This window comes from Facklamia sp. P12950, assembly GCF_050409465.1.
In the GTDB taxonomy this organism is placed as follows: domain Bacteria; phylum Bacillota; class Bacilli; order Lactobacillales; family Aerococcaceae; genus Facklamia.
Window position 1 is genome coordinate 94,983 of sequence record NZ_JBNUPK010000005.1, and the last position, 26,327, is coordinate 121,309.

At 36.4% G+C, this 26,327-nt stretch carries 25 protein-coding genes; all 25 read right to left on the reverse strand.

Annotated features, from left to right (window positions below; all coding sequences use genetic code 11):
• Nucleotides 1–15: 15 nt before the first annotated feature.
• Complete coding sequence (gene hpt / locus ACQV2Q_RS05725) at nucleotides 16–558, reverse strand: hypoxanthine phosphoribosyltransferase (protein WP_428873216.1); 543 nt, start codon at nucleotides 556–558, stop codon at nucleotides 16–18.
• Between the two features lie 69 nt (nucleotides 559–627).
• Nucleotides 628–2,085, reverse strand: a complete 1,458-nt coding sequence (gene tilS, locus ACQV2Q_RS05730) for a tRNA lysidine(34) synthetase TilS (protein WP_428875353.1) — start codon at nucleotides 2,083–2,085, stop codon at nucleotides 628–630.
• Nucleotides 2,086–2,167: 82 nt separating this feature from the next.
• Nucleotides 2,168–2,692, reverse strand: coding sequence for a S1 domain-containing RNA-binding protein (locus ACQV2Q_RS05735; protein WP_428873213.1), 525 nt, complete (start codon nucleotides 2,690–2,692; stop codon nucleotides 2,168–2,170).
• A gap of 36 nt (nucleotides 2,693–2,728) precedes the next feature.
• A complete protein-coding gene (locus ACQV2Q_RS05740) occupies nucleotides 2,729–3,112 on the reverse strand; it encodes an FtsB family cell division protein (protein ID WP_428873212.1) in 384 nt (127 codons plus the stop codon).
• Between the two features lie 62 nt (nucleotides 3,113–3,174).
• Nucleotides 3,175–3,438 carry an RNA-binding S4 domain-containing protein gene (locus tag ACQV2Q_RS05745; RefSeq protein ID WP_428882175.1) on the reverse strand — a complete coding sequence of 88 codons (264 nt, stop codon included), beginning with the start codon at nucleotides 3,436–3,438 and terminating at the stop codon, nucleotides 3,175–3,177.
• A 16-nt stretch (nucleotides 3,439–3,454) separates the two neighbouring features.
• Nucleotides 3,455–7,021, reverse strand: a complete 3,567-nt coding sequence (gene mfd / locus ACQV2Q_RS05750; protein WP_428875355.1) for a transcription-repair coupling factor — start codon at nucleotides 7,019–7,021, stop codon at nucleotides 3,455–3,457.
• Between the two features lie 60 nt (nucleotides 7,022–7,081).
• Nucleotides 7,082–7,648: an aminoacyl-tRNA hydrolase gene (gene pth, locus ACQV2Q_RS05755; RefSeq protein ID WP_428873208.1), complete on the reverse strand. Its 567-nt coding sequence runs from the start codon at nucleotides 7,646–7,648 to the stop codon at nucleotides 7,082–7,084.
• A gap of 106 nt (nucleotides 7,649–7,754) precedes the next feature.
• Nucleotides 7,755–7,982: a Veg family protein gene (locus ACQV2Q_RS05760; RefSeq protein WP_428873206.1), complete on the reverse strand. Its 228-nt coding sequence runs from the start codon at nucleotides 7,980–7,982 to the stop codon at nucleotides 7,755–7,757.
• Nucleotides 7,983–8,082: 100 nt separating this feature from the next.
• Nucleotides 8,083–8,910, reverse strand: coding sequence for a 16S rRNA (adenine(1518)-N(6)/adenine(1519)-N(6))-dimethyltransferase RsmA (rsmA, locus tag ACQV2Q_RS05765; protein ID WP_428873343.1), 828 nt, complete (start codon nucleotides 8,908–8,910; stop codon nucleotides 8,083–8,085).
• Between the two features lie 49 nt (nucleotides 8,911–8,959).
• On the reverse strand, nucleotides 8,960–9,535 hold the full coding sequence (gene rnmV / locus ACQV2Q_RS05770) for a ribonuclease M5 (protein WP_428873205.1): 576 nt from the start codon (nucleotides 9,533–9,535) through the stop codon (nucleotides 8,960–8,962).
• Nucleotides 9,535–10,320, reverse strand: coding sequence for a TatD family hydrolase (locus tag ACQV2Q_RS05775; RefSeq protein WP_428882176.1), 786 nt, complete (start codon nucleotides 10,318–10,320; stop codon nucleotides 9,535–9,537). The genes rnmV and ACQV2Q_RS05775 overlap by 1 nt, the downstream gene beginning before the upstream one ends.
• Nucleotides 10,321–10,429: 109 nt before the next feature.
• Nucleotides 10,430–12,466 (reverse strand): methionine--tRNA ligase, encoded by a 2,037-nt coding sequence (metG, locus tag ACQV2Q_RS05780; protein WP_428882178.1) that lies wholly within the window; start codon nucleotides 12,464–12,466, stop codon nucleotides 10,430–10,432.
• A gap of 119 nt (nucleotides 12,467–12,585) precedes the next feature.
• Nucleotides 12,586–14,010 (reverse strand): NlpC/P60 family protein, encoded by a 1,425-nt coding sequence (locus ACQV2Q_RS05785; protein WP_428882180.1) that lies wholly within the window; start codon nucleotides 14,008–14,010, stop codon nucleotides 12,586–12,588.
• Nucleotides 14,011–14,204: 194 nt separating this feature from the next.
• Entirely contained in the window at nucleotides 14,205–15,473 is a 1,269-nt protein-coding gene (tyrS, locus tag ACQV2Q_RS05790; protein WP_428873200.1) for a tyrosine--tRNA ligase, read from the reverse strand.
• Nucleotides 15,474–15,538: 65 nt separating this feature from the next.
• Nucleotides 15,539–15,718, reverse strand: coding sequence for a hypothetical protein (locus ACQV2Q_RS05795; protein ID WP_428875182.1), 180 nt, complete (start codon nucleotides 15,716–15,718; stop codon nucleotides 15,539–15,541).
• 10 nt (nucleotides 15,719–15,728) lie between these two features.
• Nucleotides 15,729–16,415 (reverse strand): NAD(P)H-dependent oxidoreductase, encoded by a 687-nt coding sequence (locus ACQV2Q_RS05800; protein ID WP_428882181.1) that lies wholly within the window; start codon nucleotides 16,413–16,415, stop codon nucleotides 15,729–15,731.
• Nucleotides 16,416–16,543: 128 nt separating this feature from the next.
• Nucleotides 16,544–17,632 carry a hypothetical protein gene (locus ACQV2Q_RS05805; RefSeq protein WP_428875181.1) on the reverse strand — a complete coding sequence of 363 codons (1,089 nt, stop codon included), beginning with the start codon at nucleotides 17,630–17,632 and terminating at the stop codon, nucleotides 16,544–16,546.
• A 61-nt stretch (nucleotides 17,633–17,693) separates the two neighbouring features.
• Nucleotides 17,694–19,106 carry an ATP-binding protein gene (locus ACQV2Q_RS05810; RefSeq protein ID WP_428873194.1) on the reverse strand — a complete coding sequence of 471 codons (1,413 nt, stop codon included), beginning with the start codon at nucleotides 19,104–19,106 and terminating at the stop codon, nucleotides 17,694–17,696.
• Nucleotides 19,107–19,108: 2 nt separating this feature from the next.
• A complete protein-coding gene (locus ACQV2Q_RS05815; protein ID WP_428873193.1) occupies nucleotides 19,109–19,819 on the reverse strand; it encodes a response regulator transcription factor in 711 nt (236 codons plus the stop codon).
• Nucleotides 19,820–20,005: 186 nt separating this feature from the next.
• Nucleotides 20,006–20,422 (reverse strand): single-stranded DNA-binding protein, encoded by a 417-nt coding sequence (locus tag ACQV2Q_RS05820; protein WP_428882183.1) that lies wholly within the window; start codon nucleotides 20,420–20,422, stop codon nucleotides 20,006–20,008.
• Between the two features lie 72 nt (nucleotides 20,423–20,494).
• The gene (whiA, locus tag ACQV2Q_RS05825) at nucleotides 20,495–21,415 is read right to left on the reverse strand and encodes a DNA-binding protein WhiA (protein WP_428873190.1); all 921 of its coding nucleotides are present in this window, start codon (nucleotides 21,413–21,415) and stop codon (nucleotides 20,495–20,497) included.
• A 32-nt stretch (nucleotides 21,416–21,447) separates the two neighbouring features.
• Nucleotides 21,448–22,482 carry a gluconeogenesis factor YvcK family protein gene (locus ACQV2Q_RS05830; protein WP_428873189.1) on the reverse strand — a complete coding sequence of 345 codons (1,035 nt, stop codon included), beginning with the start codon at nucleotides 22,480–22,482 and terminating at the stop codon, nucleotides 21,448–21,450.
• Nucleotides 22,454–23,380 (reverse strand): RNase adapter RapZ, encoded by a 927-nt coding sequence (gene rapZ, locus ACQV2Q_RS05835; RefSeq protein WP_428873188.1) that lies wholly within the window; start codon nucleotides 23,378–23,380, stop codon nucleotides 22,454–22,456. Before rapZ ends, ACQV2Q_RS05830 begins: the two co-directional genes overlap by 29 nt.
• A 142-nt stretch (nucleotides 23,381–23,522) precedes the next feature.
• The gene (locus tag ACQV2Q_RS05840) at nucleotides 23,523–25,241 is read right to left on the reverse strand and encodes a phospho-sugar mutase (RefSeq protein WP_428875180.1); all 1,719 of its coding nucleotides are present in this window, start codon (nucleotides 25,239–25,241) and stop codon (nucleotides 23,523–23,525) included.
• Between the two features lie 141 nt (nucleotides 25,242–25,382).
• Nucleotides 25,383–26,327 carry a thioredoxin-disulfide reductase gene (trxB, locus tag ACQV2Q_RS05845; RefSeq protein WP_428882186.1) on the reverse strand — a complete coding sequence of 315 codons (945 nt, stop codon included), beginning with the start codon at nucleotides 26,325–26,327 and terminating at the stop codon, nucleotides 25,383–25,385.

The window sequence follows — 26,327 nt, forward strand, 5'->3', positions numbered from 1 at the left end:
GTCTCACTGACTATTTTAAGAATAGATTTCAGCTTTTAAGACCCCAATATAAGGTAGATTACGATATTTTTGATCATAATCTAGTCCATATCCTACTACAAACTCATTAGGAACTTCAACTCCGACATAGTCTACTTTGACATCTGCTTCTATACGACGCTCTGCCTTATCTAGTAGACTGCATATTTTGATAGAATTGGCTTTACGAAAGTTTAGTAGATCCATGATATACTTTAAAGTTCTTCCAGTATCAATAATATCTTCGACTATTAAGATGTCCTTGCCTTCTACACTGCTATTCAAGTCTTTTATTATTTTGACTTCACCAGAAGACTCTGTAGCTGATCCATAACTTGAAACATCCATAAAGTCAATTTCTACATAGCAATCCATCTGACGGATTAAATCTGCCATAAAAAGAGCGGCTCCACGTAAGATACCTACTACCAGCACTTCTTTCCCTTGGTAATTCGCTGTAATTTCTTTACCTAGTCGTTGGACAGTAGCTCGTAATTCTTCTTCTGTTACAAGTACTTTTAAAACATCTTGTTCTAACATATTGACTCCTTTTCTTTCTCAAAGTGTATTAATGTATTTTAACATAACTCTTTATTTTCTTGCACCTTTTTAGTACATCTTTTGAATCAAAAGGTAATGTGTAATATTTTCTGGTTTTTGTGGTTGGTACTTAGAGGAACTCTGATGACCAATCATCCAAATCACTTCGTTAGTGTCATTAACAATTAACCAAATTTTATCTCTTACGGATGAAGGGATTTTTTCATCAATTAAGATTCTAGAAATTTTCTTGTGATAAGCTCCTTTGCTTGACTTCAACTCAATCAAATCCCCGTCTTGACGATGACGAATATGAAAGGCGGGGGGATTCTCTTCTTCTGATAGGTCAAGTGCCAAGAAATCATCTACTGCCTTACGCATTTGATTATTAACAAAAGAGCGGTTGAAAAGACCAATCCATAGCCCATTCCCTAGGCTAAACCACTTATTATTGGTAGATAAGTCCACTCGATAATCAGAAAGAGCTGGTGCTTTTCTTTCTTCCGGCTCAATAAAGATGTAATCATATTCTCGACGCGACACCCATCCTGGAGCTAAATTAAAGCGGTAATTTGGTGTTTCAGTATTTAAAATTTGATCCAGCAAGTGACTGATAGCCTCTTTATCATATTGACCAGCCACTTCTATAAAGCGCTCTTCGAAAAAAATGGTCAAAAAGACTTCTCTAAAATCATCAGACAATTCACGCCATTTTTTAACATCAAAGGCCCAACGCTTGTCTTCAAGTTTAGCTAATAATAATGGTTCTTGACACATATAAGTCTCATAATGTGCTTGGTAGGAAGAGGTCAGCTGTTGTTGCATCGCAAATAAATTATGATAAAATTGCGGATTTTCAAGTTCAATTTTAGGTAAGTACTGCTTGCGAATACGATTTCTTAAATATTCTGTTTCATGATTGCTTTCATCTTCATAGTAAACAATCTGGTGGTTCTCAGCGTATTGATAGAGCTCTGCTTTTCTAAAATTAATTAAAGGACGCATCAAGGCTGTCACAGTAATTTCATTATTACTAGCTTTCATGACTCTTTGATAATTATCACGTATTCCCGTCAATCCTTTTAACGAAGTCCCTCGAATCATTCGCATAAACATAGTTTCAACAGCATCGTCTAGATGATGGGCGGTCATTAAACAGTCCCCTTTACTAGCATCTAAAACATCAGCTAGAAATTGATAACGTGCTTGTCTAGCATTTGCTTCAATATTTGACTTGCTTGGACTCTCCCACTTAGATACAAAGTAAACCAATTGATGACTCTTAGCCGTGTTTACAACTAGGGTCTGTTCTTTATCATGAGTTTCGGGGGATCTTAGTCGATGGTTAAAATGAGCCACTACTAATTGCCGATCCCTATATTCATTTAATTGAACCAACTCTATCATTAAATGGAGGAGAACCATCGAATCAACGCCTCCAGAAATAGCTAAAACAATCGTTTTGCATTCTTGCCAACCGGGCCAAGATTCTACTTTATTCTTAAATTGTCGAAAGGTTGCTTCCATAGCTTACCACCTCTGCCTCGTTCAAAATAAAGACTGCAAATAGACTGGCTAAAGTCTATTGCAGTCGGCAATATTTTATCAATTAACTACGACGTCCACCACGTCCGCCTCGTTTTCCTTCAGTATTACGTTTCAGTGAAATTAAACGATCTTCACTATCTTTCAAGAAATTACTCATTAATTGATCGAAATCATCATTGTTTTTTTGAGCATATTTACCAGAAACATTTTGGTTAGGATAAGAGTTACCCTTGCCTTGCGGAACTTTTGGATATTCTTGATGGAAATTGCGACGAGCAGCTTCTTTTGGTTTACGATACTTGGCAGTAGACCCATCATTATTCTTTTTATCTTGATAAGAGTTGGCTGGTTTATCAACTGCTTGGCGTATTGATAAGCCGATCTTTCCATCATCAGCTACCGAAACCACCTTCACGGTGACTTCATCTCCCAATGATAATACTTCGTTGATGTCATTAACAAACCCATCTGAGATTTCACTTATATGGACTAATCCTGATTGATTATTATCTAAGGCAACAAAGGCTCCAAAATTTTTGATTCCTGTAACCTTACCTGTAACTTTTTGTCCTACTTCTACCGCCATATAATTCTTTTTCCTCCTATTAATACTTTAATTTTTTTACTGTTCACTTGACTCTTCGTTTAGATCGAAGATTATTTCGTTATCTTTTGAAAAAAAGTAATCTTTGCGGGCCAATTTGGCAATATAATCTTTGTCTTTTGATAAAATATACTCTTTTTCTGCCTGCTTGTTTTCCGCTTTAACCTTATTCAATCTCTCTTCCGCTTGAACCAATTGACTGTTGACTTCACTTTGCTTATGAAGCGCTTGAAGAAGCGAGAAAAGCGATAAACAAGTCAAAAAGACCCCTACTGAAAACGCTATATACTTTAATAAAGACTCCTGTTTGCTTTTTGAAGGGCTTATATGACCTGCGCTTTGATCAAAGGGGATGATTTTACGATTGGCTGACTGATTATTTTTTTCATTCAATTTTTTCACCACTCTCTCATTTTTGAGTATAGCAGTAATTTAATAAGAATGCACCCTATAATATTTGGTTTTTAATTAATTTTAGTGAATTCTTCACTAATTAATTCATACATCTTCGCTGCGTCTTCTTTTTTAGTTGACTCTTGTAATTCTTTTACCTTTATTGCCATTACACGGTTACCAAAAGTAATGGTTATTTCATCATCTACTTTGACAGTCGAACTTGATTTAGCAACTTGACTATTAATCTGAACTCTTCCTTGGTCTGCTACTTCTTTAGCTACGGTTCTTCTCTTAATAATTCGCGATATTTTTAAAAATTTATCTAAACGCATACTTTAATACTCCTTTTTACTTTAGTGCATGATTTAAATCTTTTTGACGCTGTTGATAATTTTGCTTAATTTGATAGGCTTGCTCTAATAATTTCTTTAAGAGACTTAAAATTTCATAACTCTCTTTTCCTTGAATGGTCAATTTAACCAGCATTCGATCTTTAGGTTTAGTGACTGTTTCTCTCGCTTGAACATCCTGCAGGGCTTGATAAATATTAGGGCCATAGAAAAATTGTGTGGCTTCTTCGCTGAAAGTCAAAACGACATATTGGTGCTGCCTTTTAATAGTAAGCATGCCCGTTTGACTAGCTAAATACCGGAGTAAAGCGATATCTAATAAGTCAGCTACTTGGTCAGGGTATTCACCGTAGCGATCAATTAATTGATCTTGAACCTCGCGATAAGAATCAAAGGAATCAATTCGTTGGATAGCTTTATAAGCTGCAATTTTTTGGCGTTCATCTTCAATATAACTAGCAGGTAGATAGGCATCAATGGCTAAGTCAATTTCAGTATCACTTTGATTGAATACTGCCTGCTGGTTTTCTTTACCTTGCTTTTTGTCGACCGCTTCTTTCAATAATTGAGAATATAAATCAAACCCGATGGAATCGATAAAGCCAGATTGTTGTGCCCCTAAAAGATTGCCTGCTCCACGAATTGAAAGGTCGCGCATAGCAATTTTAAAACCAGATCCCAATTCGGTGAATTCACGAATGGCATTCAGTCGTTTTTCACTGACTTCACTTAATTGCTTCATAGGATCATACATTAAATAAGCATAAGCGAGTCGATTGGTTCGCCCCACTCTTCCTCTTAATTGGTAAAGAGTGGATAAGCCCATTTTATCTGCATGGTCAATAAATAAAGTGTTGGCATTAGGAATATCGACTCCCGTTTCAATAATAGTAGTCGTCACTAATAAGTCATAGTCTCCTTGAACAAAGTCATATAGAACATTTTCTAATTCAATTTCACTCATTTGACCGTGAGCAACCGCAACACGTGCCTCAGGAACTAATTGAGCGAGTTCTTCTGCACGATGATAGATAGTAGCTACACGATTATAAAGATAAAAGGCCTGTCCTCCGCGAGCAATCTCACGTTCCAAGGCAGATTTAATGGCCCCTTCATTCCGTTCCATTACATAGGTCTGGACAGGATAACGATTACTCGGCGGTGTTTCAATCACAGATAAATCTCTCACTCCAATCATCGACATATGAAGAGTTCGAGGTATTGGAGTAGCTGTTAATGTTAAAACATCCACTTGCGATCTTAATTGCTTCAATCGCTCTTTATGTTTCACACCAAAACGCTGTTCCTCATCGACGACTAATAAGCCTAAATCTAAAAATTCAATATCTTTCGATAAAATCCGGTGAGTTCCCACTACAATTTGACAAGCGCCTACCTTTAAGTCTTTGATTGTCTCTTTTTGATTAGTCTTGGTCACAAAACGACTAAGCATCCTGATATTGAATGGATAATCAGCGAATCGTTCAATCAATGAATTGTAATGTTGTTGAGCCAATATAGTTGTTGGCACCAAGAAGGCTACTTGCTTACCATCCATCACCGCCTTAAAAATGGCTCGCATGGCTACCTCAGTTTTTCCATAACCAACATCCCCAATTAATAAACGATCCATCGGTCTTTCTTTTTCCATATCTTTCTTTATTTCTGAAGCTGATTGTAGCTGGTCAGGCGTTTCTACATAAGGAAAAGCATTTTCGAACTCTTGCTGTTCAGGACTATCTTCACTAAAGGCAAAGCCCTTGTCTTTTTCACGTTTAGCATAGAGTTCAATCAACTCATCCGCAATATCTTCAATTTTACTTGAAACTTTTTGCTTAGTTTTCGTCCATTCTGTACCACCTAAACGATGAATTTTAGGTGTTTTAGCTTCACCAGAGGCAACATATTTTTGAATAAGATGCAATTGGTCAATGGGCACCATCACTTTGGCGTTATTTTGGTATTCAATAACTAGTAAATCACGATGGGAACCAGCAATTTCCATGGTTTCCATTCCAGTATAGCGGCCAATCCCATGATTAATATGGACCACGTAATCGCCAGTTTCCAGTTCATTATAAGATTTTATTCGCTCAGCATTAGAAAGTTTTTGTTGTTTAATCACTTTCTTCTTCATACGATTAAACAATTCTTTTTCTGTCAGTAAAACCCATTTATCATTTGGTAACTCGAAGCCATGGCTTAGGTTTCCAATGAGCAGGTTTACCTGGCCTGGCAGAAAATCATCTTGTTCTTGGATATGTATCGGATCAATTTGATATTCAGCAAATAGTTGCCGCACCTTTTCGGCCCGCTTTTTTGATTCAACAATAATTTGAATATTTTGATTTTGATTCAACCAATGATCTATCTCTGCTTTTATTAATGGCATCTGATGATAAAAGGCATTCATTGTCCGGTAAGAAAAATGATGAATACTAGCTAATGCCTGCTTGCCCATACTCTTTTGAATCAAATCAAAGAAGATGACTGCATGCTTACTTTGATTAATTTGATCGAATGCTGATAACTTTAATGGTTGATTGGGAAATAGATGACCCTTTAAGGTTTCCTGTTCCAACCAAAATTGATCATGCTCAATTAATTGGATTTCTTCTTGATGAATTTTTGAGAACTCATTGACTACTAAACGCCCTGAAACATGCATATAATCCAAAAGGGAATGCCCCTTAGGATCGTAAAAAGATAAAAAAGCTTGGCTCTTATCAAGTGTTTGATTATGGTTTAAACCTTCAAGCTGCTCACCCATAAATTGCTTTAGCTTTTGTTTCATCTCTTCATCTTTGATTTTTTTACTCGCCTTCTTAATTGCTTCATCCAATTGCTCTTTAATACTTTCTTGTTGTTTTTTAGTAAATAGCACATCAGTAGCAGGTTCAATCTTTATCGTTTGAAGGTTTTTCTTTGAAACTTGGCTTTCTGCATCAAAGTAACGGATAGAATCGAGTTCCACATCAAAGAAATCTAAGCGAATAGGAGAGGGAGCGGTTAGAGGATAAAAGTCAATGATACTCCCCCTTACAGAGAACTCCCCGGGGGTCATAACCATTGCTACTTTTTGATAACCTAGTTCAAATAAAATATTTTCTAAGTCTTCTCTTTCAATCTCATAACCAATCGTCAATTCCAATTGGTTGGCTAACCAATCTTCAACTGGCGAAAGTCGCTTACGAATACCAGACACATTGGTTAAAGCAATAACAGGCTCTTTACTCAATAAGGCTTGTAAACATTCTACTCTTTGCGCCCGACCTTCTAGAGAAGCTGTAGAATATTCTAGCGCCAAACTCTCTTCCGCAGGAAAAGAATATATAGCGACATTAGGTAGCAAGCTGGAAAGATCTTCAAACATTTGGATTAAGTGATTCGGATTGCTTTCCAGTATAATCATTTGACTCGGAGCCTCTTGATATAGTTTAGCGATATATATTGCTTTCCCACTACCATCTAGACCCGTCACTAAATGAGGAAGATTAGAATTATTTGCTTTATTTATAGTATTTATACTTTGATCAAAGGCTGCCGTTTGCAACTTATCTAACATCAAATCTCTCCTTATACATCCAACACAAAAACATGAAGCAGGGATATCCTTACTCCATGATTATTTTCTATTATAAAAATTCATTACTTCACTGTAAGGTTTTCCACCAACCCAGTCTGTTAAAGCATTCGCTGCATGATCAATTGCTTGAGTAACAAGTGGTAAGCTGTCCTTATCAAAAGGAGCTAAAACATGATCAATGACCTTCCAACCTGCTTGTGGACGGCCAATCCCAACTCTTATACGCTTAAAGTCATTCGTTCCAAGCATATGAATAATCGATTTCATGCCATTATGCCCACCGGCAGAACCTTTTTCACGAAGGCGAATACGCCCTGGTTCGAGATCTAAATCGTCATAGACTACTATTAAATCCTCTACCGCAATACCATAATAAGACATTAAGGGTAAAACAGCTTGTCCCGAATTATTCATATAGGTAAAGGGTTTAACTAATAAAATCTTATCTGATTGATTCCGCCAAATGGTAAAATCTGCATCAAATTTTTGATCAGTAAAGTTTAAGCCTTCTTTATCTACTAAACGATCGATTGCTTCAAAGCCAGCGTTATGTCGCGTATTGGCATAACGTTCACCTGGGTTACCGAGACCAACAATCATTTTCAAGAGCGACACCTCCATAAGATATACAATTAATTATACCATAGCTTGCATCACAAAATAAGAAAGAGCCTTACTCAATAACAAGTAAGCCTCTTTAAAACTTGAAAGTTTAAAATTCGATTTCAACCGCATTAGTTAATATGTCTCGATAAGAAAATGATACACGATCCACATTGTCTTCCTCATCTAAGTCAACAATAAAAATTGACCGATAAGTTTCAGCAAGTGTTCCACGACGCTCTCGTTTCTTCTTACGCCCCATTTGAACAGTTACAACAATCTCTTCTCCAACTCTTCCATCAAGCATTGACTTGATTTCAATCAGGTCTTTTGGCATCTTATCACCTCATACCATATTATATCACAAATTCTTAAATTTTACAATATAACATAAGTAAGAATAACTTGCAATGTATTATCGTCTAACAATTATTCTATTAATTTCTTTCACTTAAAATGTTAAAAAGCTTAATAAACTCATCCAAATTTAATGTTTCAGCGCGACGGCTAGGTAAAATATCCGCCTTAGCAAAGCAACTTTCTAAGTAAGTTGCTTCTTGATTGGGATAATAAACTTTTAAATTATTCCACAGGGTTTTTCTACGTTGTTTAAAGCAAGCTTGAACAAACTGTTGAAATGACCTACTGTTTTTAAAGTTGTGAGATGGATTTTCTAAGCTCGTTAATTTTAACACAGCAGAATCGACATTGGGTCTGGGCATAAAAACAGTGGGAGGGACAATAAATGCTAATTCCGCTTTCATTTGAAGCTGAATAGCCACTGTTAGTGAATTATAAGCTTTGGTTCCTACTTGCGCAGTCATGCGCTCAGCTACTTCCTTTTGCATCATCATGACTAAAGAATCAAAGGACAACTGGCTAGCTAGTAAATGCATAATGATAGGCGTCGTAATATAATAAGGTAAATTAGCGACCACCACTAAGCGTTTACTTTGGTGTAAGTAAGCATAATCTGATTGACTAAAATCAACTTTTAAAATGTCTCGATGAATAACTTCAACGTTTTCATAGGGAGATAGGGTATCTTGAAGAATATTTACAAAACGTTGATCTATTTCAAATGCCAACACTTTCTTAGCAGATAAGGCCAAAAACTCTGTCAGAGCACCTATTCCTGGACCTATTTCGATAACGGTTGTTTCTGAATCAATCTCTGCTACTTCTACTAACCTTTGTAGAATTTGAGGCTCTACTAAAAAGTTTTGCCCTAAACTTTTCTTCATTTTTATATCATACTGCTTCATAATCGAACTTGTACGACTGGGTGTTGCTATTAGTTTATGATCAATATCTTTATTCACTTTCTTCCCTCCTTTTTAAATAAGCTAGTATCTCTTGACGACTTACTTGGTACTTAGCCAATTGCTTTTGTAACTGCTTAGCGTTAACGTGTCCTAAATTAAAATGATTAGCTACTGTCTGCCTTAAAACATTGGCTTGCTCTGTTCCAGCTAGACCCATAGCCACCAGTTCTGCCATGGGTATCGGTTTTAATTCTTTTTGAGGCGACATCTTTGTTACTTTACTTAAGGCTGCTTGAATATCGGCTGCACTGGCATGTTCAATTCCCAAAGAATCTTTTTTACGATGTGAATTTGCAGCTTCTTGACTTAAAAAAGCTTCTTTAACGCTTGGAATTTGAGTACGAATAATTCTGCGAATGCGCTCGCCAGGATAATCAGGATCAGTAAAGACTATTACGCCAAATTGCTTATTAGCTTCTTCAATTCGGCTGAGGATTTCTTGATCAATGGCCGACCCATTGGTTTCAATCACTTTAATACTTGGGCCAAAAATCTGATTAAGACGTTGGGTATCAGATCGACCTTCTACTACCACCACTTCGGTGGGCACTTCTATTTCTTTCATTAAGCTTCCTCTTCTGGTTGCCAATTAAATAGCTTAAAGGCGTTTTCACTTGTTATCCGGGCAACTTCTTCGACGGAAAGGTTTCTAACTTCAGCCAACTTTTCCGCTACATACTTAACGAAAGCTGGTTCATTTTGCTTTCCTCTCATTGGATCAGGGGCTAAGTAAGGAGCATCTGTTTCGATCAATAGTTTATCTAGTGGTGTAATGGCCGCAGCTTGACGGACATCTTCCGTCTTTTTAAAAGTGACCACCCCACTAAAAGATAAGTGCATACCTAAATCTAAAAAGCGCTTCGCCTCCTCAGGTCCTTCTCCAAAAGAGTGCATAATTCCCCCAGCTGCTGGAAGCCCTTCTTCCTTAAGAATTCGGTAGCAATCTTTGGTTGCTTCGCGATTATGAATAGTAATTGGTAGATTATGTTCCTTGGCAATGGCTATTTGCCTTCTAAAGACTTTAGCTTGAATATCTTTGGGAGAGGTATCCCAATGATAATCCAAACCTATTTCACCTAACATTTTGACACGATCTAATTCTAACCACTTATGTAAATCGTCTTCAAAAGCTTGATCATAATAAATGGTTTCGGTGGGATGACAACCTACCACACTAATCAAATGCTTATGCTCTTGGCTAAGCGTTAGACTGCGCTCGATGGTAGGACGATCAAAACCAACAACTGCTAAAAAACCGACGCCTGCTTCTTTAGCTCTTTGTAAATATTCTTCTTCTTTCCCATGAAATTGGGAGACATTTAGATGAGTGTGTGTATCAAATAATTTCATTTTTTCCTCTCCAATCTTTTGTTATTTTAACATAACTCGTTCTTTTCAAACAGATAGGCTCATTAAACATAAAAAGGACAAGTGCGAATACTTGTCCTTTTTATTCTTTTTACCCAATCAGTGAACCATTTTTGGCTTGATCTGGGGCAAAAACTAAATGTAAATCTTTGCCACTTTCAGCAGATAAAATCATACCTTGACTAATATGACCCATCATCTTTCTCGGTTTAAGATTTGCCACAACCAAGACTTTTCTGCCAATTAACTCTTTGAAATCCGGATAGTATTTTTTAATACCCGATAAGATTTGACGATGACCTTGGTCACCTGCATCCAGTCTAAAGCGTAACAACTTATTGGAGCCTTCTACTTCGTCGACATCAATAACTTCTGCTACTTTAATTTCAGTTTGAATAAAATCATCAAATGCTACTTCTGCCGTTTCAGCATAGCTTAACTGAATTGCTTCCGGGTCCCAGTCAGGATCAGATACTGTTAAATTAGCTGAAGAAATATCCTTTTGACTTTCAAGAGACATGGCTTCTTGTAAATAAGTAATCTCTTCTTCCACTTCCAAACGAGGAAAGATAGGAACACCTTTTTTAATTACCTGCGCATTTTCTGCAAATTGACCAAAAACTAGATCGCTTAAATTAGCGTTTATTTCTTCCTCAACACCCAATTGTTTGAAGATTTCCAATGGAGCCTGTGTCATAAAAGGTCTTAATAAATGACCGATGATGCGTAAGCTTTCTGCCAAATGGAACATTACAATGGCTAAACGATCTGTTAATTGTGAGTCTTTTGCTAAATTCCAAGGTTCAGTTTGATCAATATACTTGTTAGATCTAGAAACAATCGCCATTAAGGCGTCAATCGCTTTATCAAAAGCCATTAATTCCATTTTTTCATGGTATGCTTCTAAATGATCTGTTAAATAATTAGTGAACTCTTTATCCAAATCATTTTGTGACTGCAAAACTTGCTTGTTAGGTACGGCACCTTGGAAGTATTTATTAATCATCGCAACAGTACGGTTGAGCAAGTTTCCTAAGTCATTGGCTAATTCAGTATTGATGCTTTTAACGAAGTCTTCTGGTGTAAATACAGAATCACTCCCCAAACTCATCCCTCTTAAAAGATAGTAACGAGTCGCATCAAGACCATATCGTTCAATCAAAGTCTCTGGGTAAATCACATTCCCTTTGGATTTAGACATCTTGCCATCTTTCATAACAATCCAACCATGGGCATAAATACGTTTCGGTAAAGGAAGATCTAAAGCCATTAATAAGGCGGGCCAATAAATCATATGGAAGCGCGAAATATCTTTGCCTAAGACGTGAATATCCGCAGGCCAAAACTTTTTAAAAGCTTCATCATTATCGCTACCATAACCTAAAGAGGTGATATAATTAGATAGTGCATCAATCCATACATAAACAACATGTTTAGGATTTGTCTTCACTGGGATTCCCCAACTGAAGGAGGTCCTTGATACTGCTAAGTCTTCTAAACCAGGTTTGATAAAGTTATTAATCATTTCATTTTTTCGAAATTCAGGTAAAATCACTTGATCATCGGATTCGTAATATTCAATTAACCGATCCGTATATTTGGCTAATTTAAAGAAATAAGATTCTTCTTTTACTAGCTCTACTTCATGGCCGGAAGGAGCAATTCCTCCCACGACATTACCCTTTTCATCTTTAAAGACTTCCGCTAGCTGCGTTTCGGTAAAATACTCCTCATCACTGACTGAATACCAACCTGAATATTCACCCAAATAAATATCGCCTTGTTCTAATAATTGGTCAAAAATCTTTTGAACCGCTTGAACATGATAGTCGTCAGTAGTACGAATAAAATGATCATTAGTTATTTCTAGTTTTTGCCAAAGCTTTTGAATTTCTTCAGCCATTTCATCAACATATGCTTTGGGCTCTAAATTTAATTCCTCAGCTTTTTGTTCAATCTTTTGACCATGTTCATCAGTTCCAGTTACAAAGAAAACATCGTAACCCATTAAACGCTTATAGCGTGACATGGTATCAGCAGCTAGAGTGGAATAAGCATTTCCTATATGCAATTTACCACTGGGATAATAAATCGGTGTTGAAATATAAAAAGTTTTTTGTTCGGTCACGGATGAGTGCCCCTTTCAAATAAATTATCTCTCATATTATATCATAGATTAGAAGCAGTCTTTTGCTTAATTAAATGATTGTATAAAAAAAGAGTCAGTTTCCTGACTCTCATTAATTTTTATAAGACTCTTACCGCAAACGATGGGGTAAATGTTGAAATGTTTGAGTAACCTAAAGGTGTGCCTGGTTGAGAAGCATGAATATAATTTCCTCCACCAGTTGCTAAAGCAACGTGGTAAGTTCCTCCAGGACTACCCCAGAAGTATAAGTCACCTGCTTGTGCTTGGTCTATTGAAATTCTAGTGCCCGCATTTTCTTGAGCACCAGTCCATCCACCAATTTCCATACCATAGGTCTCTTTGAAAACATATTGAACAAACCCTGAACAGTCAAATCCTGCTGGAGATTTACCTCCCCATACATAAGGGATACCAATATATTTTTCAGCATTTCCGATTAATGATCCAGTATTATAAGACAAGTCTGGCGCTTGGACTTCTTCAATTACTTCTGCAGTGGTTGCAATCACTTCAACCGCTGTTGTTTCTAATGGCTCAAGACTCGTTTCAACAACTTGTGTTGTTTCAACTGGCGCAACAGTGGTTTCGATAGCTTGTGTTGTCTCAATAGGCTCTAAACTTGTTTCTACTGCTTGAGTTGTAACAACTGCTTCTTCACTTTCAATTGTCTCTAGTGAAGCAACTACTTCATATGAAACTTCTGCTGTTTGTGTAGTCTCTTGAGATGTTTCAATTGTTTCTAATGGTGCTACTTCTGAAGTTACAACATCTTCACTAGATTCAACAACTGCTTCTTCAACTGCTTGTGTGTTCTCAATAATTGCTACTTGAGTTGCCGCTTCAAAGGCCGCTGCTTCTGCTTCTAGAGCTAGACGGTTTTCTTCAGCTAATTCTGCTTGTCTAGTTAATTCTGCGTAAGCTAATTCTGCTGAAGCTGTTTCAACTTCTAAATCACCTTTTAATGCTTCTAAGCTGATCATTTTATCAACTTTTGTTGCTTTAGCTTTTTCAGTCGCTACTTTTTTAGCTTCAACACTTGCCATGTCTTCTTTTTGACTATTTAATAAATCCTTATTAGAAGAAACCAGCTTGATAATTACATCCATTCGTCCAACGAAATCAGAAAGTGATTCTGAAGATGCTAAAATATTTAGGTAGTTGGTAGTTCCACCTTTTTCTTGAATAGCAACCGCTTGTTCAGCAATTAACTCTTGACGCTTGTCAATCATTTCTTGTAGTTCTTCAATTTCTTGGTTTAATAATTCAATTGTTTGGTTATCGTCTGAAATCGAATTTTGAAGTTGCTCAGCCTCTTCTTTAATTGTTTCAATTTGATTGTATGAATTTACTAACTGAGCATATAGCTGAGTTTGTTCAGCATTTAAATTATTTACTTGATAATCAATGTTTGCATTAACACCCTCAATATCTTGAGCATAGATTGGTAAACTACCAACTGATGAAAGTATAATTGATGAAGTTAATAATGTCGTTAATAGCTTCTTAGAAAATTTGATTTTCATTCTTATTAGCTCCTCTTTGAACTTTTATTTAAATATATCTATTGATACTTTTCTCTTAACAAGAATGATATTAACACATTAAACATCAAAAAAGGGCGTTTTCGTTGAATCGTATAAGACTTGTAACCTTATTGAAACATTTGAACAGATAAAAACATCCTTAGAAATTTTCTAAGGATGTTTTGAACCAACCGCTATTTTAAAGTGACCAGTGTATAGTGTTTTTTCCCGCGTCTGACAATAATATAAAGGTCTCCAATGGCATCTTTTTGACTGATTTCATAATCCAAATCAGTTACTTTTGTGCCATTAATTAATATAGCACCGTTGCTAACAAATTCTCTGGCTTGTCTTCTGGACTGAACGATCCCTGTCTCCACTAGCCAGATTACAATATTCATTGCTTCTTTATTCGCTAGTGCATGCGGCATATTTTTAAATCCTGCTTCAATTTGTTGAGTAGTTAGATTACCCACATTACCGGTAAACAGAGCGTGAGTAATTTTTTCGGCTTCTTCTAATGCTTCTTGACCATGCACAAACCGTGTGATTTCCTCAGCTAAACGACGTTGTCCCTTTCTTAAATGCGGTTGTTCAGCCACTTCTTTTTCTAAAGCTTCAATTTCTGATTGCTCGAGGAAAGTGAAATATTTTAAATATTTAACAACATCATCATCTGCTTGATTAAGCCAGAATTGATAAAATTCATAAGGAGTCGTCTTTTCTGGATCTAACCAAACAGTTTCTCCTCCTGCTGATTTGCCAAATTTAGTACCGTCTGACTTAAGCATTAAAGGAATAGTTAAACCATAGGCCTCTGCTTCTGTTCCTTCCATACGACGGATAAAATCTAAACCTGCTGTAATATTTCCCCACTGGTCACCACCACCGACTTGTAATTGAACATTTTGTGTTTGGAAGAGGTAATGAAAATCAACGGATTGAAGAATTTGGTAGGAAAATTCAGTAAATGAAATTCCATTCTCAAGTCGACTGGCTACAACATCCTTAGCCAACATCGTATTAACATTAAAGTGTTTACCATAATCTCTCAGAAATTCTAATAAAGAGAGTTTACTTAACCAATCATAATTATTCATTATTTTGAAAGTATTATCAGCCGAATCCCCTTTTAAGAACAGTTTTTCCATTTGTTGTGTCAGCTTCTGAGCATTTTTTTGGACTACTTCCATTGTTTGTAAGCTTCTTTCACTGGTTCGACCTGAAGGATCGCCAATCGATCCTGTTGCCCCTCCAATCAAGACAATCGGTTGGTGACCGGCTAATTGAAACCGCTTTAAAACCATAAAAGGAATTAAATGCCCAATATGCATAGAATCCCCCGTTGGATCTACTCCGCAGTATAAGGCAATCGTTTTTTTAGATAATAGCTTCTCTAAACCCTCTGCATCTGTTTGTTGATTGATAGCGCCTCGCCACTTTAAATCTTCAATTATTGACATCACATTCACTCCCACTCGTTCTTTCGTTTTAGTATAAAGTCTATTCTACTATCTTGCAAGCCTATCTAAGACCAAGCTTTGGGACTCCATGCATTAGCATCTAATTGGTCTCTATTTTGTTCAATTCTCTTCTCTTGCTCTTTCAAAACAGCTAAAGCTACCTTTAAAACAGCACGACTTGGATAATCTTTGCAACTTTCTACCCATTTTTCAATAGGAACTTGGAACATCTTTGCTTTTTGCATATTATCTTTACTACTCCTCATCAAAAAGTTCTAATTCTTTTAGCTCGTCTGCTTGGTCAATTAATTTCTGAATAAATTGGTCATATATATGCTGATCAAGCGGGTCTAAATTTAATTTTAGTCGATCAAGTTCTTCTAACAAAACATTCACCTTATCTTCTAGTAAATAAAGTCGACCTGTTTTTAAATAAGTCACGTAATCAATCATTAAATGATATTTTTCTTCTTCTGTTAAATAATGAAATTGTGAAATAATAAAAGGTGGACGATACTTCATAGCAAAATCGTTTGCCCAAGCATAATAAGGTGACATTAAGTCCGCTAAACTAACTCCCGTTCGTTCACCTGGTTGAAAACTTTCGAGTCTAGAACCTACCGTTAATACAATTCCAAATTCTTTATCTTGTAAAATTTTCATTGTCTGTTTAAAGTTTAATTGATCATTAAACACTTGGTCCATCCAAACCTTTAAGATAGCCGGTGCTTGATACCAATACAGAGGAAATTGAAATAAAATACGCTCATAATCAGCCATTCTTAAAAGCTCTTGTTTGGAATCAAAAAAACCTTTGTCTTGCCACTCAGCCGTTAAATCAACGTAGTCTGTTTGGGTGAGCGCTTGGCCACTAGCTAATAAAAATTGCTGGCTAGAAGAATTTGCTAGCTGATCATGGGCGATAAAGCATAAAACATCCATATCTTTCCTCCTTATTTCTTATATCCAATTATTTTAACAAAAGCACTCCAACTTCCAATAAATAACCTTTTAATAAAAGGCATGAATTGAAGGTGAAGTGCTTTTCTTAATTAAAAATCAAAGGCATATTAGTAATAATTATCGTCATTAACTTCAGATGTCTCGATTACTTGTGTCGATTCAACTGGTTCAGATGTTCCTGGTCGAACAGTTGTACTTGGAGGTGTTGGCTCTGGATTAGTCCATGAGTTTTCTGGTTCCTCGTAATAATAATCGTTAGAAGTCTCAACAGTTTCAGCTATCTTTTGAGTTGTTTCAACTACTTCAACCGTTGTTTCCTCTGATCCTTCGAAAAGTTCCTTATTATCTTCAAGAGCTTGACTTAAACGCTCAGATGGTTCCAAAGAGCTAACTAAGAGTTGATAGTATTGTGGCACATCTTTAGCTATTTTTGCCACTTCTTTAATCACTTTATGGGTATAAGTATCCGCTTTTTTATTCATTGTTTTATACAGAGAAGGAAGTGAATCTTTGACTTCTAATAATCGCTGATCGAATTTGCGCATAGCTTGTGCTATTTTACCAATATTACCATCAACGATATCAATTTTTTCTACATCTTTGAAAAGTTCTAAAAGTTCATCACCTTCAACAACACTTTCTTCCACTTGATCAATCAGAAGATTAATCGCCTTTTGAAAAGCATCTAATTCTACCTCTTGATTTGAATCCGAAGTCTGCTCATCAATTCCAATTTCTTCATAGTAATATTCTTCTTTTACCTTGAGCACTTTTTCTTTAGTGAGCCCTTCGCGGATCATTAAATCTTCATTCACTTCATTTCCACGGATAGCATCTTTGGTTCCTGCAAAGAAGTCATTGACCTCATTTTGTGCTTGGAAACGTTTTTCAATTTCTTTCAACTGATCAAGATATTGATTCTTAACAGTCGTTGATTCATTCAACTTATTAATATTCTTTTTAATTGGGTCTATCATTTCCACTTGGAATGATTCTTTTAAGAAATCTTGGTTTTCATCATAATATAGCTCATCAATTTGAGATTGAATATCGTCCAAAATGTTGGTGAATTCTTGGTTAGGCTTTTGAACAAGATTAGCTTTTGAATTTGAATTTACGTAAGCGTTCAAAGTAATGACTCCTACTAAACCTAAAATAAGAGCAATAGATATTATGCCTTTTAAAGTTTTCCCCACTCGATAGTCCTCCTTATCATGTCAGTTTTGTTAGTTATCATTAACAAGGGTACATTATAGCTTATTTGTTTTGACGTGGCAACGTTATTATAAAAACTGACCCTTTATTGAGTTCGCTCTCAACTTCTATTTTCCCATTATGAGCTTCAACCAAGGATTTGACAACAGCCAAACCGATGCCAGATTCCCCAAACTTTGTGTTTTTTCTTGAAACATCAACTTTATAAAACCTTTCCCATATGGAACGAATCTGATCGGTGTCAATCCCAATACCATGATCGATCACTTTTATTTGAGAACCTGCGTCTACCATTTTAGCTTCTAAAACAATCTCACTATCTTGCGAAAATTGAATGGCATTGGTTACTAAATTAATCAAAACTTGAGTAATACGATCATAGTCTGCCCATAAAGTGAAATCTGGTGCAATTTGACTAACTAATTGATCATTCTTTTCTTTAGCTTTTACTTGTAATTGGGTTTTTATATTTTCAAATAAAACTTCGGTATTGATAGAAACTTTATTTAGGCTGATTTGTTTGTTACGTATTCGTTCATAATCTAAATTTTCATTAACTAAACGTGTCAAGCGCTGCGTTTCAGAGTGGATGAGTTCCAAACTGCGATCCACTTGATTTTCAGGAATCATATCGTAACGTAAACCTTCTAATAATCCACTCATGGTTGTTAGAGGGGTTCGCATTTCGTGAGCTACATCCATCATGAATTGTTTCCTTAATGTCTCTTGTCTTTCAACTTCCGACTCATATTGAACAAGAGAATCTGCCATCTTTTGAAAATCTTTAGATAAATCAGCAAATTCATCCTGACCTTTGGTATTCACCTTAATTTCATAATTTCCAGAGGCAATTTCTTGACTGGCTTTTCGCAGCTGTTTTAACTTATTAGTCTGATAGATTGAAAAGAGAACACTCATCCCTAAGCCTGCAATACCTGCTAATAAATAAGCAAATAATACTTTTTCTTGCATGGCCGTCACTTTTTCTTCTAAATCTTCTAGTGGTGCCCCTAAACTAATAAAACCCGGAGGAAAACCTGCTACTTGATTTTCTTTCAAAGGAATGTAGACCGTTGCCATTTGTAACTGCGTGTCTGGGTCTACGTATCTTTGTGAGTAGCGTAAACCAACATTTCCACCCTTAGCAATCTGTTCCAGATCTTCTTTACTCAACTTCGAACCAAAGCGCTGATCATAAGTAGGATAAATTATTCGTCCATCGGACAAATTCACTTGGATAATTATTTTTTCACTTGACAGTAACTGGGATGCACGAACCAAATCTTCTCTCGAAAAATAATTATCAACTATATTTTCACCATAACGCAAGAGCTGCAATTCACGATCCTCATAGATCTTCTTTTCCATATAATCGGAAATACGGTATGCAGAAACCGTTAGGGCAGTCAATAATACTATTAAGAAAACAATTATTTGCTGCCATAAGAACTTCATAATTAATCACCTAGTTCTTCAAATTTATAACCAACTCCCCAAACTGTTTGAATCAACTGGGAACCATAACGCTCTATTTTTTGTCTTAATTTTTTTATGTGTGCATCTACTGTTCTTTCATCACCAAAAAAGGGATCTTCCCAAATACTCTTGAGTAATTGCTCTCTGGTAAACACTCGCTTAGGATGCTGAGCAAACATTACAAATAAATCAAATTCCTTAGGTGTTAAACTCTCTATTTTTTTATCGTGATAGTAAGCTTCACGTGTAGAAGTATTGATTTTGACAGTTTTTGTTTCAATATCAAACTCATTTTCTTCTTTAACAGCTGCATCAGCTGAAACTACTTGAGCTCTTCGATGCAGAGCTTTCATCCTCGCTAATAACGTCAAGGGACTGAAGGGTTTGGTTACATAATCATCCGCGCCCATTTCTAAACCAATCACTTGGTCGCTTTCAGAATCTTGAGCAGTTAGCATAATAATAGGCGTCTCTTTAGAAATCTGTCTAATTTTGCGACAAATGGTCATTCCATCCATAGAAGGTAGATTTAAATCCAGAATAACAATGTCCCAAATGTTAGGTTGCGTCCGATAGGCTTCAAATCCTTCTTTTCCATCACCATGAAAGCTTGCTTCAAAATTTTCTTTTTCAAAGAACATCCCCATCATTTCACAAACGGATTCATTATCCTCAATCATTAATATTTTCATTTGGCTTCCCCCTTTTTAAGAACCTACTGTTTTTTCTATTATACACAAATCTTATTATAAGAGACACTAGGTCTTCTCCACTCAGTCCAAGGTAGTATATAACAATTATAGTTTTTGGGCTTATTATTTTATAAAAACAAAAAACCGAGCAAGTATTTGCTCGGCAACTTTTTTTAAAACAGCTAATCAATTTGAAATATCATTTAACACTTGCTGAATCGTTTCTTGGGACACCTGCATATCTTTCGCCTTCATCTCCATCTCTTGATTAAAAACCGCCTTAGATTTCGGCTTGTCCAAGAGAGTAATTTCGCTGGCATTACATTCAATAACATAAATTTCTTCTTTTTCAGCGTTGAGATAACTGCGACTTTGCATCATTCCTGATAAAGCAATGCGTTGCCCCTTGCATGCATACTTGTGAATCAATTTTGCCAAACCGTTCCAAGCGACGAAAGGAATAAAGTCAGTCACTGATTCACCATTACGATCGCGAAAAGGACGTTTGATTGCAATGACATTATTAGTAACAGTCGCTGAATCGCCAACCTCTTTTAACTGTATGTCTCGACATAATCTACCAACAAAAGTTACTTGATTCATATAATTCCTCCTTAATGGTGTTAATATTAAATACCAAAAAAGAAGTTTAAAAGTGCTAAGCAAATATATTATTTAGATTTTTTCGGCCAATTCAACAATTTTTCTCAACCGATGATTAACTCCCGATTTCGAAATAGGTCCGTTAGGAATTTGCTCTCCCAACTCTCTTAAGCTCATATCTGGATTTTCAATACGAAAACGTGCCATTTCTTCTAATTTTTCCGGTAAAGAGGACAATCCTTTTTTGGCTTCAATCCGTTTAATAGCTGCAATTTGTTTTTGCGAAGCATCAATTACTTTATTAAGATTAGCGTTTTCACAATTAACTAAGCGATTAACTGAATTCCTCATATCCCTAACAATCCGCACATCTTCAAATTTTAAGACTGCTCGATTGGCTCCAATAATTACTAAAAAGTCAGCGATTTTCTCTGCCTCTTTTAAGTAGGTGATATATCCGTTTCTACGAGCAATTGTTTTTGCATTTAAATGAAAATCATTCATCATTTTACAAAGATCTTCATTATGATCCTCATAACTCGAGTATATTTCTAAATGATAAGAGTTTGACTCCGGATTATTCACCGAGCCTCCCGCTAAAAAGGCTCCTCGCAAATAAGAGCGCTTCTTTGGGTCGTTTTGCATTATTTCGGGAGCCACTCTTGAGATGAGGCTTAATTGATCAAAAATTTCTAAATCTTCTAAAATTTCTTGTACATGATAACGACAGCGCACAATATAGACATTGTTCTTTTTTAATTTCATTTTGCGCCGAACAATCAGTTCGCTTTCAGCATCAAAGTAGTCCTTGAGTAAGGTATATAACCTTCTTGCGATTGCAGCATTTTCACTTTGTACATTTAAAATTAGCTTTTGTTGATAAATAGAAACCGCACCATTCATGCGGATCAATGCCGCTAATTCTGCTTTGGCATGCTCTTTGTGAACTTCTAATAATGTACATTCTTTTTTTACTTCTGCTGCAAATGTCATCCTACTCTCTCCTTAACCAACATTTAGTCCATTTATAAAACTGAGTGCTTATTTGAATCAGAACTATTTTTATCAAGCAAACGCACACTATTCAATAAGTGCCCTAATTCTTCAACAACCTTATCCGTATCATGATAAGCGCCGCCTTCTTTCATACTTAAAAACTCACTAGATATAACCCGACATCCTAAACGACGCAAACCATTGAAATCGTGTTTTACTTGAAGCAGATACTCTTTGTTTGGTTGATTGATAATATATTCTTTGGGAACTTCTGTAGTATTAACCAAAACGGTATCGACAAATCGAACTCCCAAATGATTATGTAATACTTCAATATGATCTGCATCCGTAAAGTTTTCTGTTTCTCCTAATTGAGTCATAATATTACAAATATAAACTACCTGAGCATTGGTTTTTGATATCGCTTGTCCAATCTCATCAATCATTAAATTGGGCAAAATAGAAGTATACAAACTGCCTGGACCTAATACAATTAAGTCTGCTTCCATGATTGCTTCCACAACCCTTGAAGAAGCCTTAACGGCAGGTTTTCCTTCAATAGTCATTACATTAACTTCTTGAATGCGTTTACGATGGTGGGCTATTTTCGACTCGCCAACAGCAATCGTTCCGTCTTCAAATAAAGCTTGCAAAATTAATGGTTCAGGAGCTGCTGGTAGGATTTGACCATTAATATTCATAAATTGCGATAAGATATCAATGGCTTCCGACAGTGAGCCTTTCATTTCCTTTAAAGCGGCAATCAAAAGATTTCCAATGGCATGGCCTGCTAAAAAATCATCATCCGTGTTAAAGCGATATTGAAAGAGTTCAAGTAAGACTGGGTCTGCTTCGGAAAGAGCTGACATACAGTTACGGATATCTCCCGGTGGAACAACGTTAATATAATCACGAATAACGCCAGATGACCCTCCGTCGTCGGCAACAGTAACGATTGCTGTAATGTTGGCATCTAATTTCTTTAGTCCTCTTAAAATTACAGGCAAGCCGGTTCCCCCACCGATTACCGCAACTTTATAACGAGCTTGACGCATCTGATTCATTTCTAGCAACCTTCTTTAACACTTGGTTTTGGTTTTTTGCCATATCACGGTGATTAACATTTGTACAATAATTCATGCGAGTAAAATGTTCGCCAATTCTTTCAGCTAGGGCCACTGAACGGTGTTGCCCCCCTGTACAACCAATCGCTATCACAGCCCTACTTTTGCCTTCGCGTTTATAGCCAGGAACACAATAATTTAATAAGTCGATTAGCTTATTATAAAAAATTTGACTTTCCGGTTGACTCATAACATAATCATAAACCGCATTATCCACTCCAGTTAATCCTCTTAAATCTTGAATATAATAAGGGTTAGGTAAAAAACGCACATCCATGACAACATCTGCATCTATTGGAAGACCATACTTAAAACCAAAAGAGACTACATCTATTCTAAAGGTAACTTGCTCCTTTTCAGCAAAATGTTCCATAATATAAGCTCTTAGTTGTCTGGGTTTCATTTCAGAAGTGTCTACAATCATTTGAGCACGCGTTCTTAAATCGCGTAATAACTCTTTTTCTTTAGCAATCGCACTCAATGTTGAGACTTCATTTGCTTGTGATAATGGATGATGTCTACGTGACTCCTTATAACGAGAAACCAATTCTTGGTCATTGGCTTCTAAAAAGAGAATTCTTGAAGTAACATCTTGATTATTATCCATCGTACCGATTATATCCGATAACTCATCAAAAAACTCCCGTGTTCTTAAATCAATTACCATAGCGATTTTAGTGATTTTACCTGATTCTCGCATCAATTGCCAAAAGGTTGGCAAAAGACTTGGCGGCATATTATCGATGCAGTAATATCCAAGGTCTTCAAAACTTTGAACAGCAACGGTTTTGCCTGCACCACTCATCCCAGTGATAATGACTAATTCCAAATTTGACATGGTCTCCCTCTTTTCTTGGTGAATATTTATTACTCTCTATTATATCACAAATTAATTTCTACTCTATCTATGAATCTTTTAGCTAAAAAAGCTGCTGAAATCCACTTTCTTAAAAAGAAAAAGATTTCAGCAGAGATTTAACTTACTTAATCAATTGATTCAAAAAGGCCTCTAAACTCACTATTTTGTCATTTGCAGCCTGTTCACTTTCAGCTTTAGCGCCCATATATAATTTTATTTTTGGCTCTGTGCCACTTGGTCTTAAGGCAATCCATGATCCGTCTTTCAATTTATATTTTAAAACATTGGATTTAGGATATGAAAGACTGGATTGTTTACCATCTGCATAAATCAAATTACTGTTTAAATAATCGTAGGCTTCGGCAACAGGAATACCAGCTACCTCCGTCAAGCGATTAGCCCGCGTTTCATTCATTAACGCTTCCATTTCTTGCTTTCCATCAAGTGATGTAAAAGAGATGGATAAAGTTTTTTCTTTATAATAACCATATTCTTCATAAATTGACATTAGCGCTTGTGCGAGGGTTTTGTTTTGTTTTTTATAAAAGGCTGTAATTTCAGCCAACATTACTAAGGCTTGAATAGCATCTTTATCACGTGTAAAGCTCTTCAATAAATAGCCAAAACTTTCCTCAAAGCCCATAATGAAGGTGTGCGCTTTTGATTCTTCGTACTGTTTAATTTTTTCTGCAATAAATTTAAAACCTGTTAAAACATCTACCGTCTCAACCTTATAGGCTTTAGCAATTTCTTCTGCTAGATCTGTTGAAACAATCGATTTTATGATTACACCATTTTCAGGTAATTGATCTTTGGCTTGGTATGCTTTTAACATATAGTTCAACATTAAGCAGGCGATTTGGTTTCCTGATAGCAATTGATAATTTCCTTCTTGAGTACGAATCATCGCACCTAAACGATCAGCATCCGGATCTGTTGCTAAAAGAATATCAGCTTCAATATTTCGCCCAATTTGTTCAGCCAAGTCAAATGATTCAGGCGATTCAGGATTAGGGGATTTAAGAGTTGGAAAACCTCCATCTGGTTCTGCTTGCTCTTCAACAACATGGATGTTAGAAAACCCTGCTTGTTCTAAAGCCTGCATCCCTAGATACATTCCCGTACCGTGTAGTGGAGTAAAAACAATTTTTACTTCTTCTGCCATCTCAGCAATTAGATTAGAATCAATCGTTACTTTAGCAATCTCAGCTAGATAAGCTTGATCCACACGATCACCAATAATTTCAACTTTACCTGACCCTAACAATTCCGTCTTATTTCCTACTTCAATGACTAGTGGATCTTCAATGGACCGTACAAACCGAGTTAACTTATCCGCATCTTCTGGTGGCATTTGACCGCCATCTTCACCATAGACCTTATAACCATTATATTCTGCCGGATTGTGACTAGCCGTTACCATGATACCCGCATAAGCATGTAAATAACGCACAGCGAAGGACAAGGTAGGTGTTGGACGTAGGCTTTCATATAAATAAACCTTAATTCCGTGCTTACCTAAGACTAAAGCGGCTTCCATTGAAAACTCGGGGGAATAGTGTCTCGAATCATAGGCAATAACAACACCACGCTCTTTTGCTTCTTGACCTGCTTCATTGATTAACATGGCTAAACCTTCTGTTGCTTGTCTAACTGTATAAATATTCATTCGGTTCGGGCCCGCTCCTATAATACCGCGCATCCCTGCCGTACCAAAGCTTAAAACATTATTAAAAGCATCTTTTGTTTCATCGCCAGCTTGTTCTTCTAGAGATTTCTTGACCGCTTGGTCAAGATTTTCTTTGTTTTTCCATTTTTTATATAATTCACGCCAAGGCATATTCTCGCCACCTTTCTCATTGTTATTTATTATATCATGATTGGGATAAAATAGTAGAAATTTGACTAATCTCCCAAGTTTTTAGTTATTTCTTAAAAAGACTTACCTTTAAAAATAGCTAAGTCTGATTAATTATAAAAATTAGTCTGCTAAGGTTTGAATATATTGGTAAGCCATATGGCCTGCATGACTCCCGTCGCCAACAGACGTGGCAATTTGACGTAAATGTGTTTGGCGAACATCTCCTACAGCAAAAATGCCCGGAATCCGCGTTTCCATTTTTTCGTTGGTGATAATCCATCCTTCTTCATCCGTAATATCTAGATGGCTAACCAACGAAGAGTTCGGCACTAAGCCAATGTAGATAAAGACCCCCTCACAAGGATATGTGTAGCGTTCGCCGGTTTTTCCATTTCGTAAGAACACGCCTTCTACTGATTGATCACCTATAACTTCTTCAACAGTCGTATCCCAAATGAAGTCAATTTTATCATTTTTGAAAGCACGCTCTTGTAATATCTGTTGAGCTCTAAGACTGTCTCGACGGTGAACAATGGTTACTTTATCAGCAAACTGAGTGAGGTAAATTCCTTCTTCGACAGCCGAATCTCCCCCTCCTACAACCACTAAGTGGCGGTTACGGAAAAAGAAGCCATCACAAACAGCACAATAAGAAACTCCTTTACCACTTAAAAGATTTTCCCCTGGAATATCTAACTTTCTATGCTGAGATCCAGTAGCAATAATGACAACAGGTGCTACATAGATGTTCTTGCTGGTAATGACATGTTTTACTTGGTCATGTAACTCAATTCCAACCACCGTTTCCATTGAATGCTGCGCGCCAAACTCCATAGCAGATTCAAAAAATTTATGAGCTAATTCTGGACCGGCTATTTTAGAAAAACCTGGATAGTTCTCTACATCAGCCGTATTATTAACTTCTCCTCCTGGTAGACCCTTCTCAAGAATAATTGTTTTTAAATTGGCACGTGAAGCGTATAGGGCTGCCGTCATTCCTCCAGGGCCAGCGCCTACTATCACAACATCGACATTAATCATTGTCTTTTCAATCGTATCTTCCAT